Genomic DNA, 15,361 nt, shown 5'->3' with positions numbered 1-15,361 from the left:
TCGCGCGACGGTTCTGTCACGCCGGGACCCGGCTGTCCCGTCGTTCGGGTGCCCGCAAGACACACCGGGAGAACAAGACACCAGGAGAAGGAGAACCACCGTGCCGCAACGCATCGTGATGGGGAAGGTCGCGCCCGAGCCGTACAAGAAGGTGTTCGAGCTGTACACCTACGCCCAGGGCACGGTCGAGGCTTCCCTGCTGGAACTGATCAAGCTCCGGGCTTCGATGGTCAACGGCTGTGCCTTCTGCGTCGACATGCACAGCAAGGACGCGCTCAAGGCCGGCGAGTCCGCGCAGCGGCTGTTCGCGGTCTCGGTCTGGCCCGAGTCGCCGTTCTTCTCGCGGGAAGAACGCGCCGCCCTGGCGCTGACCGACGCGGTCACGAAGATCGGCGAAGACGGTGTGCCCGACGAGGTGTGGGACGAGGCGCGGGAGATCTGGTCGGAGAAGGAGGTGGCCGACCTGGTGATGGCGATCATCATGATCAACGCCTTCAACCGCATCGCGATCAGCACCCGCCAGGCCCCGACGCTGGACGCGTGAGCCCGGCGACCACGACACTCCGGGCGGCCAGCCGAACGCGGGCCGCCCGGGGCGCTGCTTCCCACGCCGGTCCCGTGGAGACGGACACCAGTGGTGCCGGCGCGGCTTTCGAAGCGCACCGGCCGGTGCTGCTCGGCGCCGCCTACCGGATCCTCGGCAGCCTCGACGACGCCGAGGACGTCGTCCAGGAGGCCTGGCTGCGGTGGTCCGAGGTCGACCACACGAGGGTCGAGGCACCGCGCCGGTTCCTGGTCAAGGTGGTGTCCCGGCTGGCGATCGACCGCCTGCGCCTGGCCCACCGGCGGCGCGAAACCTACGTCGGTCCATGGCTGCCGGAACCGGTGAACACCCACGAGGGCGAGCCGCTGGGACCGGCCGACACGGCCGCGCAACGCGACACCCTCTCGCTGGCCACCCTCCGGCTCATGCACCGCCTCTCCGCGCCGGAGCGCGCGGTTTTCGTGCTGCGGGAAGCCTTCGAACTGCCGTACGAGGAGATCGGGCAGGTACTCGGCCTTGGCGAGGCCCACGCCCGGCAGCTGCACCGGCGCGGCGCCTCGCACCTGGCGACCGGACGCGACCGCTTCACCCTCGACCCGGACGTGCACCGCAAACTCGTGGACCGGTTCCTCACCGCCGCCCGCACCGGCGACCGGGCCGCCCTGCAAGGCCTGCTCGCCCGGGACGTCACCCTCTGGGGCGACGGCGGCGGCAAGGTCCGCGCGCGGCCCTGCGGCCGGTGTCCGGGGCCGCGAAGGTTGGCCGGTTCGTCTTCGGCACGATCGGCAAGTACTCCGAGGTCGAGTTCCGCGCCGCCGACGTCAACGGCGAAGCCGCGCTGGTCGTCCGGCTCGGCTCGACGTGGCACGTCTGCTCCTTCGAGACCGCCGACGGCCTCATCACGGGAATACAGTGGATGTCCAACCCGGACAAACTCGGCCGCTTCACGCCGGCCGGGTGACCGGCGCCCGGATTTCGAGTGAACCATCGCTGCGTCCGTCCACCGTGGACACACCCCGACCAAAGCCCCGACGGTGAACTCATCACGGACTTCACCGGGCAGTGGAAAGAAGATATTGGGGCGCCGCAACCACAATAGCTTTCCGACCCGCGGCGATCGGCGAGACGATTCGCCTGGTCACGAGACGTGCGCAGCCTGGCAACGGTACCTAGACTGGGCAGTACCGGTCGGTGACACAACCTGGAACGAGTGACGACGCCGCGGCAAGCGTGAGGCAGTGGCCAGTCCACTGCAAGCCAGACCAGGCCCGGACGAACGGAAACCGGTACGGGCCATGGGCTTGCCGTCGAGCGTCGGTGATGGACCAGAGGGGGTCCCCACCATGGGCGATGCGCATCGGTTCGAAGGGAAGGCGGCGAGCCCCGCCGGCGGCGCCGTTTTCGCGGCGTGGGAGCGGTTCGTCCAGGGCGAGGACCAAGTCCCCGGCGTCCGGCCGGTGGTGGCGATCTCCTGGCACCGGTGCCGGGAGCAATACCGCGTGGATCCGCACCTGACCGAGGCTCCGGTCGCCGTCGCCGAGCGTGCTCACAACCCCGAACACGATGTCGTCTTCGCCGAGCTGGGTTTCCGCGCCGCCTCCGTGGCCCATGAAATGGGGAGCCTGCCGGGCGTCGTCACCGTCACCGACGCGGCCGGCCGGATCCTGGGCGACTGGGGCGACCCGGCCACGCTCGCCCGAGCCACCGATCTCAACCTGGCGCCCTGGTTCTGCTGGTCCGAATGCGCGGCGGGCACGAACGGCATGGGCACGGCGCTCGAGGCGCACGGCCCGGTGCTGATCAGCGGTGCGGAGCATTGGTGCCAGGCGTTCCACAACTGGGTCGGCGCGGGCATCGCGGTGCGCGACGTGGTGACCGGGGAGCCGATCGGGGGTTTGAACCTCTCGTGCTGGCGCAGCCAGCTCCCCCCGTCGGCGGGCGGGTGGCTGGCGAACGCGGTCGCCAAGACCCAGAGCGCCTTGAAGCGGCGTGCCCGCGACAGCGGAGCCGAGCTGGTCGCGGTCTTCACCCAGGCGAGTGCCCGCTCCCGTACCCCGCTCGCCGCGGTCGACACCGCGGGCAAGGCGGTGATCGCGGACGACACGGCGAGCGTGCTCATGGGCGTCCCGGCGTCGACTCCGGCGATCGACGCGACGCTGCGCTGGAACCCCGGGCTCCCGGAGCTGATCGCAGCCGCTCGGCACGCCAGCAAGCAGGCCGCCCACAACCCCGACTGGGTCGGCTCGACGCAGATCTTCACCCACCTGGCCGACGAGCCGACCGCGATCAGCATCCGGCCCGTCTTCTCCTGCGCTCAGCTGATCGGGCATCTCGTTTCGTTCGGAATCTCCGACGGCGTGCAGCTGCCCCAGAGGGAGGCGTCGGCACGCCCTCGTGTGCGGCCGCGCCGGGTGGTCGGGATGCGGGACAGCCGGATGGTGCTGCTGCACCTGCCGGAAGTCTCCTTCGCGGAGTCGGAGGGTAACGACGTGTGGCTGTCCACCGCGCAGGGACGCTTGCGGGCCGCTTCGCAGAGCCTGGACAAGCTCGACACCGAACTGGCGGAGGCGGGCTTCCTGCGGGTGCACCGCAGATACGTGGTCAACCTCAGCCGCATCCGGGAGATCGAGCGCGGGCACAAGGGCGAGCTTCGGCTCGTCATGGACGACGGGGCGAACGAGATGGTGCCGGTCTCCCGCCGCAACGCTCCGGCCGTGCGCCGCGCGCTGGACCTCTGAGTTCCCGGCACCACCGCACCACCGCACCACCTCACCACCGCACCACCCGGAAGGATTCACCGGTGTCTGACAGCCCCGACGCCGTTGTCGGCGAGACGAACGACCGGAGCGCGGGCGGCCTCGGCCTCCCCGCCTCGGCCAACCTCGGCAACCGCCCGGCCGCGCCCACGAGCAACCGCGACTGGTGGCCGGACCGGCTCGACCTGGGCATCCTCCGGAAACACCCCGCCGCGGCCGGCCCCTTCGGGCGGGACTTCGACTACGCCGCCGAGTTCCGGACCCTCGACCTCGGCGCCCTGGCGAACGACGTCGACGAGGTGCTGACGACCTCGCAGGAGTGGTGGCCCGCCGACTTCGGCCACTACGGCCCGCTCGTGATCCGGATGGTCTGGCACTGTGCCGGGACGTACCGCATCGACGACGGCCGGGGCGGCGCGGCGACGGGCATGCAGCGCTTCGCCCCGCAGAACAGCTGGCCAGACAACCGCAACCTCGACAAGGCGCGCCGGCTGCTCTGGCCGGTGAAGAAGAAGTACGGGCGCAAGATCTCCTGGGCCGACCTGATGGTCTTCGCCGGCAACCGCGCCCTGGAGACGATGGGCTTCGCCACCTTCGGCTTCGCCGGCGGCCGGGCGGACGTCTGGGAGTCCGACGACGACGTGTACTGGGGTCCCGAGCACGTCTGGCTGGGCGACGAGCGGCACGGCGGCGTCCGGGAGCTGGAGAACCCGCTCGCGGCCGCCCAGATGGGCCTGATCTACGTCAATCCGGAGGGGCCCCACACCGTCCCGGACCCGCTCACCGCCGCGCGCGACATCCGCGAGACGTTCCGCCGAATGGCGATGAACGACGAGGAGACCGTCGCGCTGATCGCGGGCGGGCACACGTTCGGCAAGACCCACGGTGCCGCCGAGCCGGACACCTACCTCGGCCCCGAACCCGAAAGCGCGGCCGTGGAGGAGCAGGGCCTGGGCTGGAGGAGCGGTTACGGCACCGGCAAAGGCGCGGACACCATCTCCAGCGGGCTCGAGGGCACGTGGACCCCCACCCCGACGAGGTGGGACAACAGCTTCTTCGAAACCCTGTTCGACTACGAGTGGGACCTGGAGCTGAGCCCCGCCGGTCTGTGGCAGTGGATCCCGCGAGGCGGCGGCGGAACCGGCACCGTGCCCGACGCCCACGACCCGGAGAAAACGCACGCCCCGACGATCCTGACGACGGACCTGGCGCTGCGGACGGACCCGGTCTACGAGCCGATCGCCCGGCGTTTCCTGGAAAACCCGGACCTGCTCGCGGACGCGTTCGCCCGGGCGTGGTTCAAGCTGACGCACCTCGACCTGGGCCCGATCCAGCGCTACCTCGGGCCGCTGGTCCCGCGCGAGACCTTGCTCTGGCAAGACCCGATTCCCGCGGTGGACCACGAACTCGTCTCCGCGGCGGACATCACGGCGCTCAAGAGCGAGATCCTCGCCTCCGGGCTGTCGGTCTCCGAGCTCGTCTCCACGGCCTGGGCGTCGGCCTCGACGTTCCGCGTCAGCGACAAGCGGGGCGGGGCGAACGGGGCGCGCATCCGCCTCGAACCGCAGCGGAGCTGGCCGGTCAACGAGCCCGACCGGCTGGCACGGGTGCTGCGCTCCCTGGAGGAGATCCGGCAGTCGTTCACCGAATCCCGAAACGGGGCCAAGAAGATCTCGCTCGCCGACCTCGTCGTGCTCGGCGGGGCCGCCGCCGTCGAGCGGGCCGCCGGAAACGCGGGCCACGACGTCGAAGTCCCGTTCACCCCGGGCCGGATGGACGCGACGCAGGAGTGGACCGACGTGGAGTCCTTCGCCGCGCTCGAACCGGCTGCGGACGGGTTCCGCAACCACCGGGGCAACGGCGGACGGCTCACGCCGGAGCACCAGCTCGTCGACCGGGCGAACCTGCTGAGCCTGAGCGCGCCGGAGATGACGGTTCTCGTGGGCGGTCTGCGGGTCCTCGGGGCGAACCACCGGCAGTCGCCGCTGGGCGTTTTCACGTCCCGGCCCGGGTCGCTGACCAACGACTTCTTTGTGAACCTCCTCGACGCGGGGGTGGCGTGGCAGCCGAGGCCGGGGTCCGGTTCGCTCGCGGACTGCTTCGAGGGCCGCGACCGGACCACCGGCGAGGTCAGGTGGACCGCGAGCCGCGTCGACCTCGTGTTCGGTTCGAACTCCGAGCTGCGGGCGCTCGCGGAGGTCTACGCGAGCGACGACGCGGGGGCGCACTTCGTGCGTGACTTCGTTGCGGCGTGGGACAAAGTCATGAATCTCGACCGGTACGACCTTCGGTCGTGATCGGGGCGCGTCCTCGGCCGGCCGAGTTTTTCACCGGGCGCCACCGGCCGCACCCGGGACGGGTTTCGGATGATCCGCCCCTTGCCCAACGGAGCCGAACCGGGTGCGAACGGTGGTCGATTCGAGGTGAACGGCGCGGGCCGGTCCACCCACCCCGCGTGCTTGTCGGCGTGTTTTCTCCGGCGTAGCGTGCCTATTGAGCACCGATTTTGAGTCGGACGTCGGACGACGCGGGAAAATTGATCGGATTTCGCAGAATTTCCGTGCGGAAATGCGCATCCCCGCGCCCGAGCACCTTCGATGCGACCGATGCGAAGTCGGCACGACGATCGGGATGAGGAAGGTGAAGGCCGATGACAACAGCGCCGGAGCGAACCGACTTGCTCAAAGAGCTCGGGCTGGACGTGCAGAACCACGCAACACTGGGTCGCGTGCTGGGCACCGGAAAGATCGGGCGGGCCAGCGAAGGATCGGATGGCCGTATGCAGGCCACCATTCGCATCAACGAGGACGAGCTGATGTGGGATCCCTCCATTCTCGTGATGCCCCACGGAGGGGATATCGACCTCGAACTCGTCAACGACGACAAGAACACCCACTGTGCGCTCCTGCCGAGCAATGGCGACCGGAAATTCATTTGGCTGGTGAATCATTCGCGTGGCCGGGCGACGCTCAACCTCGACGGCCCGGGCTACTACTGGTACAGCTCACCCACCGGCAACGACGAGGGCCGGGGGCTGACCGGGGCCATCGTCGTCCTGGGCGACGCGCCGCCGGAGGCTCGTCTCGACCGACCCGACCAGCCGCAGCCGTAGGGAGGAGGAGACCATGACGACGTCTGAAGACTATGTCGACGCGGGTGAGGCCATCGACCAGGGAAACCTGAGTGGCAAGATGCCGGGCGGAGAGATCGCTCCGCCGGTGACGGCCGCGGTGACCTACGAGCGCATCCTCAACGCGCGCAACGAACCGCATAACTGGCTGACCTACTACGGCGCCTACGACGGGCAGCGCTACAGCCCGCTGGACCAGATCAACACGGAGAACGTCAAGCGGCTCGTCCCCGCGTGGGTGTTCCAGGCCGGGACGACCGGCCTGATCGCGGGCGCGTCGACCTACTCGTTCGAGGCCGCTCCCATCGTCGTCGACGGGATCATGTTCCTGACCGGCTGGGACGGCTGGATCTGGGCCCTGGACGCGAAAACGGGGGTGGAGATCTGGCGGTACAAGCACGCCGTGCCGTTCGACGTGTCGCTGTGCTGCGGGAACGTCAACCGCGGCTGCGCGGTGGCGCAGGGCAAGGTCTTCTTCGTGACGGCGAACGCCCGCCTCATCGCGCTCGACGCGACCAACGGGAAAATGGTCTGGGCCAAGACGTACGGCGACGTGCGGGCCGGTGAGAGCGCCACCGTCGCGCCGCTGATCGTGAAGAACATGGTCATCGTGGGCAGTTCCGGCGGCGAGTTCGGCGTGCGCGGTCACCTGGACGCGTTCGACCTCGAATCCGGCGAGCACCAGTGGCGCTGCTACATGGTGCCGAAGCCCGGAGAACCCGGCTCGGAGACCTGGCCCGCCGACGGCGAGGCCTGGGCGCGCGGCGGCGCGAACTGCTGGGTCACCAGCACGTTCGACCCCGAGACCAACCTGCTCTACGTGGGCACCGGCAACCCGGCTCCCGACTTCGACGGCGAGGTCCGGGAAGGCGACAACCTCTACACCGACAGCATCGTCGCCGTCGACGCGGACAGCGGGCAGATCCGCTGGCACCACCAGTGCACGCCGCACGACCTGTGGGACTACGACAGCATCGCCGAGAACATCCTGTTCGAGAAGGACGGCCGCAAGCTGCTCGGGCACTTCGACAAGAACGGCTACTTCTACGTCGTCGATCGCACCGATGGTGAGCTGGTGTCGGTCACGCCGTTCGTGGACCGCATCACGTGGGGCGCGGTCACGCGGGACGGCCGGGTCACCGCCAAGCTGTACCCGGAGAAGGAGGGCGAACCGGTTCACTTCTACCCGGGTCCGGCCGGCGCCAAGGAGTGGACGCACGCGTCCTACAGCCCGAAGACCGAGTTCTTCTACGTCCCGGTCCAGGACACGGGGGCCACGGCCACCCGGCGCCGCCGGGAGTTCAAGGAGAGCATCCCCTATTGGGGCGCCGGGGTTCAGGTGGACGCCGAGGACATGGCCGGATCGATCAGCGCGTTCGACGGCAACGGCGAGGAGAAGTGGCGCTGGCGCAACGAACTCCCGATGTGCGCCTCGACGCTGGCCACCGGTGGCGACCTGGTGTTCGCCGGCGAGGCCACCGGCGAGTTCAACGCGCTCGACGCGCGCTCCGGGGAGCTGCTCTGGCAGTTCCAGTGCGGAAGCGGCCACCACAGCAACCCGACCACATACACGGTCGAAGGGCGGCAGTACATCGCCGTGCCGGTCGGCTGGGGCGGGTGGGCCGAGGGGTTCCTCCCCGGCATGCTGGGTGCGGGGCACGGAAGCGCCCTGTTCGTCTTCGCTCTCCCGGAACCCGCGTGACGCTCGAGAAGAACCCGCCGAGAACCGGGCAAAGGAGGTGAGTCCATGGAGTCTCGACTCGATGTGTGGGAGACGCCCGAGTTCGACGAGATCGGAGTCGCGCCCGAGGTGACCATGTACATCGCTCAGCTGGACGACTAGAGGACGTGGGTGGCGCCGGGCTTCGGCCCGGCGCCCTCCGCCCGCTCGGACGACCACGGACGGAGTGCCGGGATGTGGCTGCGGGTGCTGGGCTCGGCTGCGGGAGGCGGCTCCCCGCAGTGGAACTGCGGCTGCCCGGTCTGCACCGCCGTCCGGTCCGGGACCGGGCACGCGCGCACCCAGTCCTCGGTCGCGGTGAGCGCCGAGGGCCGATCCTGGTTCCTGATCAACGCCTCCCCCGACGTCCGCACCCAGATCGAGGCGTTCCCAGGGCTGCGGCCACACGACGGTGATCGCGCGTCGCCGCTGGAAGCGGTGCTGCTCACCGATGCCGAACTGGACCACACCCTCGGCTTGCTGTTGCTGCGCGAGGCCCGCGGTCTGCGGCTGCACGCCACGCCTGCGGTGCACAAGACGTTGCGCGACGGCTCGGGGGTGCTCCGCACGCTCGAGCTCTACTGCCCGGTCGAATGGCGGGCGGTGGTCCCCGGGGCCGACGTGCCGCTGGCCGACGGGCTGTCGTGCCGCGCGTTCGACGTGCCCACCACCAAGCGGGACCGGTTCGGACCCGGGGCGGACCACGGTCGTGTGGTGGGCTACCGGCTGACCGACGACCGCAGCGGAGGACGTCTGGTCTACCTGCCGGGGATGCAGGCGCTGACGCCGGAGCTGTGTGCGGAGATCGCGGGCTGCGAATGCCTGCTGATCGACGGAACCTGCTGGCGTGACGACGAACTGGTACGGCTCGGCCTGGCCGGCAAGACGTCGCGCGAGATGGGCCACCTGCCCCTCGACGGCCCGGACGGCACGCTGGCCCGGCTCCCGTCGCTGAACGTCGGGCGGGTGATCTTCGTGCACATGAACAACACCAATCCCATCCTGCTGGAAGACACGGCCGAGCGGCACCTCGTGGAGGCCGCCGGCATGGAGGTGGCCGTGGACGGACTCGAGGTCGAGGTGTAAAGCATGACAACGACAACCGGGACCACCGCCGCGACGACCGACGAGTTCGTCGAGACGTTGCGGGCCCACTCACGCCGGTACCACGACCAGCACCCGTTCCACGTCCGCATGAACGCCGGCCGGCTGAGCCGCGGACAGATCCGGGGCTGGGTGGCCAACCGGTTCTACTACCAGGAGAACATCCCCCGCAAAGACGCGGCGATCCTCTCCGGCTGTCCCGACCTGGAAGTCCGCCGCCGGTGGATCCGCCGGATCGTCGACCACGACGGCCGCCACCCCGGGGAGGGCGGCATCGAGGCGTGGCTGCGCCTCGGCGAGGCCGCCGGCCTCACCCGCGAGGAAGTCCTGGACCACCGGCACCTGGTCCCGGGGGTGCGGTTCGCGGTCGACGCCTACGTGAACTTCACCCGGACCCGCCCGTGGGTGGAGGCGGTCGCGTCGTCGCTGACCGAGCTGTTCGCCCCCGACCTGATGGCGGAGCGGCTGGCCGCGTTCGAGCGGTGGTACCCGTGGATCGACCCCGAGGGCCTCGCCTACTTCCGCGCCCGCCTCGAGCAGGCTCCGCGCGACTGCGAGCACGCCCTCGAAGTGGTCACCGCACACTGCCGGTCCGCCGAGTCCCAGGCCCGCGCCGTCGACGCGCTGTCGTTCAAGTGCGATGTCCTGTGGAGCCTGATGGACGCGATCGATCGAACCTACCCGGAGTGAGCCCCATGGACTCGACGACCCGCAGCGAAGTGTCCACATCGGACCGACCACGACTGGCGCGCCACGTCCGGTTGGCGTTCAACCCCGCCCGCCGGCAGCACGTCCTGCAGCTGCCCGAGACCGTGGTGGTGCTGAACCGCAGCGGCGCGGCCATCCTCGAGCTGTGCGACGGGCAGCGCACCGTGGCCGAGATCGTGGCCGAGCTGGGTGAGCGGTACGAGAACGTCCCCGAGGACGAGGTGCAGCGGTTCCTGACCCGGCTCGTCGCCCGGCGCTGTGTGGAGCCGGCCGATGGATAACCCCTTCGGACTGCTGGCCGAGCTGACCTACCGCTGCCCGCTGGCCTGCTCGTACTGCTCCAACCCACTGAACCTGGCCGACTACACCGACGAGCTGACCACCGACGAGTGGCGGCGGGTGCTGCTCGAAGCACGGGACCTCGGGGTTCTGCAGTGCCACCTGTCCGGCGGGGAACCGCTGCTGCGACGCGACCTGGTGGAGATCGTGGCGGAAGCCCACGAGCTCGGCCTCTACACCAACCTCGTGACCAGCGCCCTCGGGCTCTCGCGGCCGAGAGCGGAGCAGCTGCGGGCAGCCGGTCTGGACCACGTGCAGATCAGCGTCCAGGCCGATGAACCCGCGGTGTCCGACCGCATCGCCGGGACCCCGTCCTTCGGGCGCAAGATCGAGGCAATGGGCGTGGTCAAGGAGCTGGGGTGGCCGCTCACCGTGAACGTGGTGCTGCACCGGCAGAACATCGACCGCGTCGCCGACGTGCTCGGGCTGGCCGAGCAGGTGGGCGCCGATCGGGTGGAGCTGGCCAACACCCAGTACTACGGCTGGGCGTTGCGCAACCGGGCCGCACTGCTGCCGACCCGGGACCAGCTCGACGCGGCCGAGCTCGTCGTGCGGGCCGCCCGCGAGCGGCTGCGGGACCGCATGGACGTCATCTACGTCCTGCCCGACTACTACAGCCGCTACCCGAAGCCGTGCATGGGCGGATGGGCGTCCCGGCAGCTGACCGTGACACCGAACGGCGACGTCCTGCCGTGCCCGGCCGCCCAGTCCCTGCCGTTGCCGCGGGCGAACGTGCGGGAGGACCCGTTGGAGCGGATCTGGGCCGAGGCCCCGGTGATGACCGCGTTCCGGGGGACGGACTGGATGCCGGATCCCTGCCGCAGCTGCGATCGGCGGGAGCTCGACTTCGGCGGGTGCCGCTGCCAGGCATTCCAGCTCACGGGCGACGCGGCACGCACCGACCCGGTCTGCCACCTCTCGCCCGACCACCATCTCGTGGCCCGGGTGGTCGAGACCGCGAACGCCGATTCGCGGACCGATCTTCCGTTGATCCCCCGTCCGCACCGCGCCGGGCATTCCAGCGTGTGACGCTCAATCCGTTTCGATCGGTGCTCCGCCGAACACGGCGAAGCTGACGGCCCAGTAGGCGATGTAGAGCGCGAGCAGCACGAACCCGTGCCAGCGCTTGAGCCGGCGAGTGTAGAGGAAGTACGCCGCGAGCGCGGTCATGCCGACGAGGACCGGGAGGTGCCAGGAGAGCACGTTCTCGTCGACGTCGATGCTGCCGCCGGCGAGCAGGACAATGCCGAGCTTCGCGGTCACGCCGAAGACCACGCTGCCGATGACGTTCCCGACACCGAGCTCGGGCGCGCCTTTGCGGGTCGGTTCGACGGTCAGGAAAATGTCCTCGAGGGTGAGCACGAGCGTGGCGATCGTCGCACCGAAGAGGGCACCCTGGATGTGGTAGTCCTCCAGGATGCCCTTGGTGCCGTAGCTGGTGATGGCGGCGCCGGCGACGAGGCCCACCAGCGCGAGCACGGCCAGTGCGATCGCGACCCAGCCGGGGATCGGGCGCTCTTTGTTGAAGGGCATCGTCACGACGAACGGGGGCTTGTCGGTGGGCACGTCGACGGGGTCTTGCGTCGAGGTGCTTGCGGTTGTGCTTCCAGTGGAGCCCGCCCCGACCTCCAGCTTCTCGAGGATCTCCGCATTGCGGAAGACCGGCGTGCTCCGCTTGAGCTCCCGGGTGGCCACGTACCCGATGAAGAGCACGAACAGCAGCACGAGCACCACGCCGTAGATCGGGGTGAGAGGCGCGAAGACGATGAAGGGAATCAGCACGAGCGGCGCGGCGGCGAACAACGCGAGGTACGGGCGCGGAATGTTCACCTTCGTCGGCGAAACGATCGCGGCGAGGGCCAGCACTATTCCGATCATCGAGATCGCCGTGCCGAATACGGTCCCGAGAGCGACGTCACCGAGATCTTCGACGTTCAGCGCCACTCCGAGCGCGACGTCGTCGAATTCGATTCCGGTGAAGACGATCGCGAGCAAGAACACGGAGACGCGCAGGCCGGCCGCCGCACCGACGACGTAGGTGATCAGCTTCTCCGCGCTGTAGATCAGCAACGCCGCACCGGCGACGAAAATGAGTATCGACATAGTACCGGCAGTCCTTTCCGAAGGGGCCGAAAAGGTCAGTGCTCGGGTCGACCGACAGCCGGCCACTGCCCCAGGCATCCGATCGTCGCAGGTCGCCGTCGATTCGGCTACGCTGACTCACCCACGTGAAATTGTGGCGAACAATTTGCCCGTTCGGCGGTGGAATTCGCCGGTTTCCCCTGTGGCAGCGCGCATTGTCGGCGGTGCCGCCAGGACAAGCGTTCGCGGGTGGCAGGATGCGGCCCATGCGAGTGACGCGCTACGACGCGGCCCAGGAGGTTCGGGGGCGGGTGGACACGAACACCGTGGCCCGGCTGGACGAGGTCGGCGGGCTCGCCGAGGTGCTCGCCGCGCTCGGGCAGTTGCGCCGCGAAGACCCGACCGCGCGGATGCTGTGCACGCTCGACGATGTCGACCAGTGCTTGCACACGAGCGTGCACGCGACGGAAGACGATCGGCTCTGGTTCGACGACGGCACCGACGACGAGGACCCCTGCCGTGCGGCGGAAGGTGGACGACGCGCGGGTGGCGCACGTCGCCGCCGCCCTCGAGGATCCCGGGTCGAGGGTGGAGTGGGAGCAACTGCCGGGGCAGCGCGTGGGCGGCAAGGTCGACGTCGCGGCGCTCGGTCGCGGTGAACCGGAAGCCGGACGGGTTCCTGGACGACGTCGTGCTCGTGCAGCGGGGCCGGTGGGCCGCGACGACCTGGTCATCGCGGGGATCCCGAACGGCTACGGGCCTCCGCCCCGTCGACCGAGGAGGCACGGGCGGTCGTCGCCGATCTGACGCACCTCTACGGCGCGCCCGGCGTGGCCGCGTGGGACGAGCTGGCCGGACTGCTGCCCGAGCGCCGCCTGCTGCTGCTCGGCTACACGGAGAACTTCCCCGATATGGTCGGCTAGCTCGTCTGAACCGCCGCACGCGCTCGGGCCCGTGGGCGAACCGTGAAGCCGCTCGGCTTGAGCGTCAACGACTCGGCGATCTTCAGCTCGTACGCCGGATCAGCCTCGAAGTCGTAGCGCTGCAACACCATTCCCAACGCGAGCACCGCCTCGTGCAGCGCGAACTGCCGGCCGATGCACGCGCGTTCCCCCGTGCCGAAGGGTTTGTAGGCCTGCGCCGGGCGTTTCTTCACCGCGGCCGGCTCGAAGCGGTCCGGGTCGAACTTCTCCGGGTCCGGTCCCCACACCGCCGGGTCGCGGTGGACCAGCGGCAGGGGCACGATCACCCAGTCGCCCTTGCGCATCCGGTACTTCCCGCCGAGCAGCACGTCTTCGCGGGCCTCGCGTGAGTAGCCGGGAGCGGTCGGCCACAGCCGCATGGCCTCGTCGAGCACGCGGCGCACGTAACGCAGCTTCGCGACGTCGCTGAACCCCGGCTCTCGATCGCCCCACACCGCGTCGACCTCGGCGCGCGCCTTCGCCAGCACGTCGGGGTTGCGCGTGAAGTAGTACAGCGCGAACGACAGCGCGCCGGAGGTCGTCTCGTGGCCCGCGACGACGAACGTGATGGCCTGGTTGCGGATGTTCACCGGGTCGAGGCGCTCGCCCGTCATCGGGTGGCCTTCGGTGAGCATGAGGCCGAGCAGGTCGCGGCTCTCGCCACCTTCGCGGCGCCGGGCCTCGATGACCTCGTCGACGAGGTTGTTCATCGTCGCGATGTCGGCCTGGTTCTGCGCGGGCGACCCGGCGAACGCGCGTCGCACGAACGGGAGCTTCACGTTCTGCAGCTGTGCGAACCTCAGCGCGCGGATCATCGCCGTGACGAACGGGTGCGGCTCGGCGCGCTCGAACGAGCCGAACCGGTAACCGAAGCCGGCGCGCCCGATCGTCTCCAAGGTCAGACGGGTCATGTCGGCGGCGACGTCGACCGGGCCGCTCGCGCGGTCCCACGCGTGCGTGAGCTCGTGCGCGACCTCCAGCATCACCGGGTGGTAGCGGCGCATGGCCTCGGCGGAGAACGCCGGCTGCAGGATGTCGTGGCCAGCCGCCAGTTCGGTTCGTGCGTGTGGGCGGTGAACAGCCCGTCGCCCGCCACCGCGCGCAGGTTCTCGATGCCGAGGCCGACGTGCTTGCCGAACTTCGTCTCGTCGTTGAGCTGTGTGACCACGTCGACGCCGCCGGCGAAGACGATCTCGAAGCCGAAGATCTTGCGCGTGAATATGGGCCCGACCTGCTGCCCGACGCGCAGGGTGTCCTGCAGCGGCGTGCGCGGGTTCGACCCGAGCAAGTCGCCGATCACCGGCAGTCGGCCCGGCCGGTGCGGAATCCCGGTGGTGTCCACGTTCGCTCCCCTATTGAACCCAGATCCAATAACGCCACGATCCCCCGCTACTGAACCCGTGTCAAGTAAGCTCGCGTGATGCGGACACGGCTGAGCACGCAGCAGCGGCGCGAGCAGCTCCTGGGCATCGGCGCCGGGCTGTTCGCGAACCGGCCGTACGAGAACGTGTGGATCGAGGAGGTCGCCGAGATCGCGCAGGTCTCGCGCGGCCTGCTGTACCACTACTTCCCCACGAAGAAGGACTTCTTCGCCGAGATCGTCCGCCGGCAGCGCGACCAGCTCCTGGCGATGAGCGAGCCCGACCCGGCGCTGCCGGTCAGCGAGCAGCTGAGCGCCGGGCTGGACGTCTACCTCGAGTTCGCCCGCACGCACCCCGACGGCTACCGCATCGTGCACCGCTCCGCCGGCGACGCCGACCGCGAAATCAGGGAGATCCGCGAAGCCGGGATGGCCGCGAACACCGAACGCATCCTGGCCGCGCTCGCCCTCCTGAGGCCGGTCACCGAGACCACGCGGCTGGCCGTGCGCGGCTGGCTGGCCTTCGTCTCCACGCTGATCCTCGACTGGCTCGACCAGCCGAAGGTCACCCACGAGGAGCTGCGCGACATCTGCGTCCGGACACTCTTCGCGGCGGTCGACGTCACCGTGTGACGCTCGCGGTCAGTCCACAGTGG

General features: G+C 69.8%; 16 protein-coding genes. 13 read left to right on the top strand and 3 right to left on the bottom strand.

The features are described from left to right. Positions 1 to 100 precede the first annotated feature (100 nt). The 11 genes from K1T34_RS38440 (at position 101) to pqqE (ending at position 11,330) form a co-directional block, all read left to right on the top strand. The gene (locus tag K1T34_RS38440; RefSeq protein ID WP_255637858.1) at positions 101 to 544 is read left to right on the top strand and encodes a carboxymuconolactone decarboxylase family protein; all 444 of its coding nucleotides are present in this window, start codon (positions 101 to 103) and stop codon (positions 542 to 544) included. Positions 545 to 618: 74 nt separating this feature from the next. Beyond that, the gene (locus tag K1T34_RS38435; protein WP_220239630.1) at positions 619 to 1,527 is read left to right on the top strand and encodes a sigma-70 family RNA polymerase sigma factor; all 909 of its coding nucleotides are present in this window, start codon (positions 619 to 621) and stop codon (positions 1,525 to 1,527) included. Positions 1,528 to 1,887: 360 nt separating this feature from the next. Next, on the top strand, positions 1,888 to 3,282 hold the full coding sequence (locus K1T34_RS38430; RefSeq protein ID WP_220239629.1) for a DNA-binding protein: 1,395 nt from the start codon (positions 1,888 to 1,890) through the stop codon (positions 3,280 to 3,282). Positions 3,283 to 3,344: 62 nt separating this feature from the next. Further along, complete coding sequence (gene katG / locus K1T34_RS38425) at positions 3,345 to 5,597, top strand: catalase/peroxidase HPI (RefSeq protein WP_220239628.1); 2,253 nt, start codon at positions 3,345 to 3,347, stop codon at positions 5,595 to 5,597. A 353-nt stretch (positions 5,598 to 5,950) separates the two neighbouring features. Continuing rightward, on the top strand, positions 5,951 to 6,412 hold the full coding sequence (locus K1T34_RS38420; RefSeq protein WP_220239627.1) for an MSMEG_3727 family PQQ-associated protein: 462 nt from the start codon (positions 5,951 to 5,953) through the stop codon (positions 6,410 to 6,412). 13 nt (positions 6,413 to 6,425) lie between these two features. Next, positions 6,426 to 8,132, top strand: coding sequence for a PQQ-dependent dehydrogenase, methanol/ethanol family (locus K1T34_RS38415; RefSeq protein WP_220239626.1), 1,707 nt, complete (start codon positions 6,426 to 6,428; stop codon positions 8,130 to 8,132). A gap of 45 nt (positions 8,133 to 8,177) precedes the next feature. Next, positions 8,178 to 8,273, top strand: a complete 96-nt coding sequence (pqqA, locus tag K1T34_RS38410; protein WP_220239625.1) for a pyrroloquinoline quinone precursor peptide PqqA — start codon at positions 8,178 to 8,180, stop codon at positions 8,271 to 8,273. 9 nt (positions 8,274 to 8,282) lie between these two features. After that, entirely contained in the window at positions 8,283 to 9,236 is a 954-nt protein-coding gene (gene pqqB, locus K1T34_RS38405) for a pyrroloquinoline quinone biosynthesis protein PqqB (RefSeq protein WP_255637856.1), read from the top strand. 3 nt (positions 9,237 to 9,239) lie between these two features. Then, positions 9,240 to 9,944 carry a pyrroloquinoline-quinone synthase PqqC gene (pqqC, locus tag K1T34_RS38400; RefSeq protein ID WP_220239624.1) on the top strand — a complete coding sequence of 235 codons (705 nt, stop codon included), beginning with the start codon at positions 9,240 to 9,242 and terminating at the stop codon, positions 9,942 to 9,944. Between the two features lie 5 nt (positions 9,945 to 9,949). Then, entirely contained in the window at positions 9,950 to 10,243 is a 294-nt protein-coding gene (gene pqqD, locus K1T34_RS38395; RefSeq protein ID WP_220239623.1) for a pyrroloquinoline quinone biosynthesis peptide chaperone PqqD, read from the top strand. Then, positions 10,236 to 11,330, top strand: coding sequence for a pyrroloquinoline quinone biosynthesis protein PqqE (pqqE, locus tag K1T34_RS38390; RefSeq protein ID WP_220239622.1), 1,095 nt, complete (start codon positions 10,236 to 10,238; stop codon positions 11,328 to 11,330). The genes pqqD and pqqE overlap by 8 nt, the downstream gene beginning before the upstream one ends. 3 nt (positions 11,331 to 11,333) lie before the next feature. Here pqqE and K1T34_RS38385 read toward each other — a convergent pair whose 3' ends face one another. Beyond that, positions 11,334 to 12,404, bottom strand: coding sequence for a sodium:calcium antiporter (locus tag K1T34_RS38385; protein ID WP_220239621.1), 1,071 nt, complete (start codon positions 12,402 to 12,404; stop codon positions 11,334 to 11,336). 245 nt (positions 12,405 to 12,649) lie between these two features. Here K1T34_RS38385 and K1T34_RS38380 point away from each other — a divergent pair, with 245 nt between their 5' ends. Continuing rightward, complete coding sequence (locus K1T34_RS38380; RefSeq protein ID WP_220239620.1) at positions 12,650 to 13,042, top strand: hypothetical protein; 393 nt, start codon at positions 12,650 to 12,652, stop codon at positions 13,040 to 13,042. Between the two features lie 260 nt (positions 13,043 to 13,302). On the opposite strand, the gene K1T34_RS38375 is transcribed toward K1T34_RS38380, so the two are convergent. Then, positions 13,303 to 14,349, bottom strand: a complete 1,047-nt coding sequence (locus tag K1T34_RS38375; protein WP_255637854.1) for a cytochrome P450 — start codon at positions 14,347 to 14,349, stop codon at positions 13,303 to 13,305. After that, complete coding sequence (locus K1T34_RS53750) at positions 14,328 to 14,687, bottom strand: cytochrome P450 (RefSeq protein ID WP_255637853.1); 360 nt, start codon at positions 14,685 to 14,687, stop codon at positions 14,328 to 14,330. Before K1T34_RS53750 ends, K1T34_RS38375 begins: the two co-directional genes overlap by 22 nt. 78 nt (positions 14,688 to 14,765) lie before the next feature. Here K1T34_RS53750 and K1T34_RS38370 point away from each other — a divergent pair, with 78 nt between their 5' ends. Further along, positions 14,766 to 15,338, top strand: coding sequence for a TetR/AcrR family transcriptional regulator (locus tag K1T34_RS38370; protein WP_220239619.1), 573 nt, complete (start codon positions 14,766 to 14,768; stop codon positions 15,336 to 15,338). The last annotated feature ends 23 nt before the right edge of the window (positions 15,339 to 15,361 follow it).

The sequence above is a fragment of the Amycolatopsis sp. DSM 110486 genome (assembly GCF_019468465.1).
In the GTDB taxonomy this organism is placed as follows: domain Bacteria; phylum Actinomycetota; class Actinomycetes; order Mycobacteriales; family Pseudonocardiaceae; genus Amycolatopsis.
The sequence above is the reverse complement of the archived record's forward strand: the minus strand, read 5'-3'. Positions and strand labels throughout refer to the sequence as shown.

Coding starts and splice junctions, on each gene's coding strand:
- pqqC (WP_220239624.1), top strand. CDS start 9,240: ATGACAACGACAACCGGGACCACCGCCGCGACGACCGACGAGTTCGTC.
- K1T34_RS38370 (WP_220239619.1), top strand. CDS start 14,766: ATGCGGACACGGCTGAGCACGCAGCAGCGGCGCGAGCAGCTCCTGGGC.
- pqqA (WP_220239625.1), top strand. CDS start 8,178: ATGGAGTCTCGACTCGATGTGTGGGAGACGCCCGAGTTCGACGAGATC.
- K1T34_RS38375 (WP_255637854.1), bottom strand. CDS start 14,349: ATGCGCCGCTACCACCCGGTGATGCTGGAGGTCGCGCACGAGCTCACG.
- pqqD (WP_220239623.1), top strand. CDS start 9,950: ATGGACTCGACGACCCGCAGCGAAGTGTCCACATCGGACCGACCACGA.
- K1T34_RS38380 (WP_220239620.1), top strand. CDS start 12,650: ATGCGAGTGACGCGCTACGACGCGGCCCAGGAGGTTCGGGGGCGGGTG.
- K1T34_RS38420 (WP_220239627.1), top strand. CDS start 5,951: ATGACAACAGCGCCGGAGCGAACCGACTTGCTCAAAGAGCTCGGGCTG.
- K1T34_RS38385 (WP_220239621.1), bottom strand. CDS start 12,404: ATGTCGATACTCATTTTCGTCGCCGGTGCGGCGTTGCTGATCTACAGC.
- K1T34_RS38415 (WP_220239626.1), top strand. CDS start 6,426: ATGACGACGTCTGAAGACTATGTCGACGCGGGTGAGGCCATCGACCAG.
- K1T34_RS38430 (WP_220239629.1), top strand. CDS start 1,888: ATGGGCGATGCGCATCGGTTCGAAGGGAAGGCGGCGAGCCCCGCCGGC.
- pqqE (WP_220239622.1), top strand. CDS start 10,236: ATGGATAACCCCTTCGGACTGCTGGCCGAGCTGACCTACCGCTGCCCG.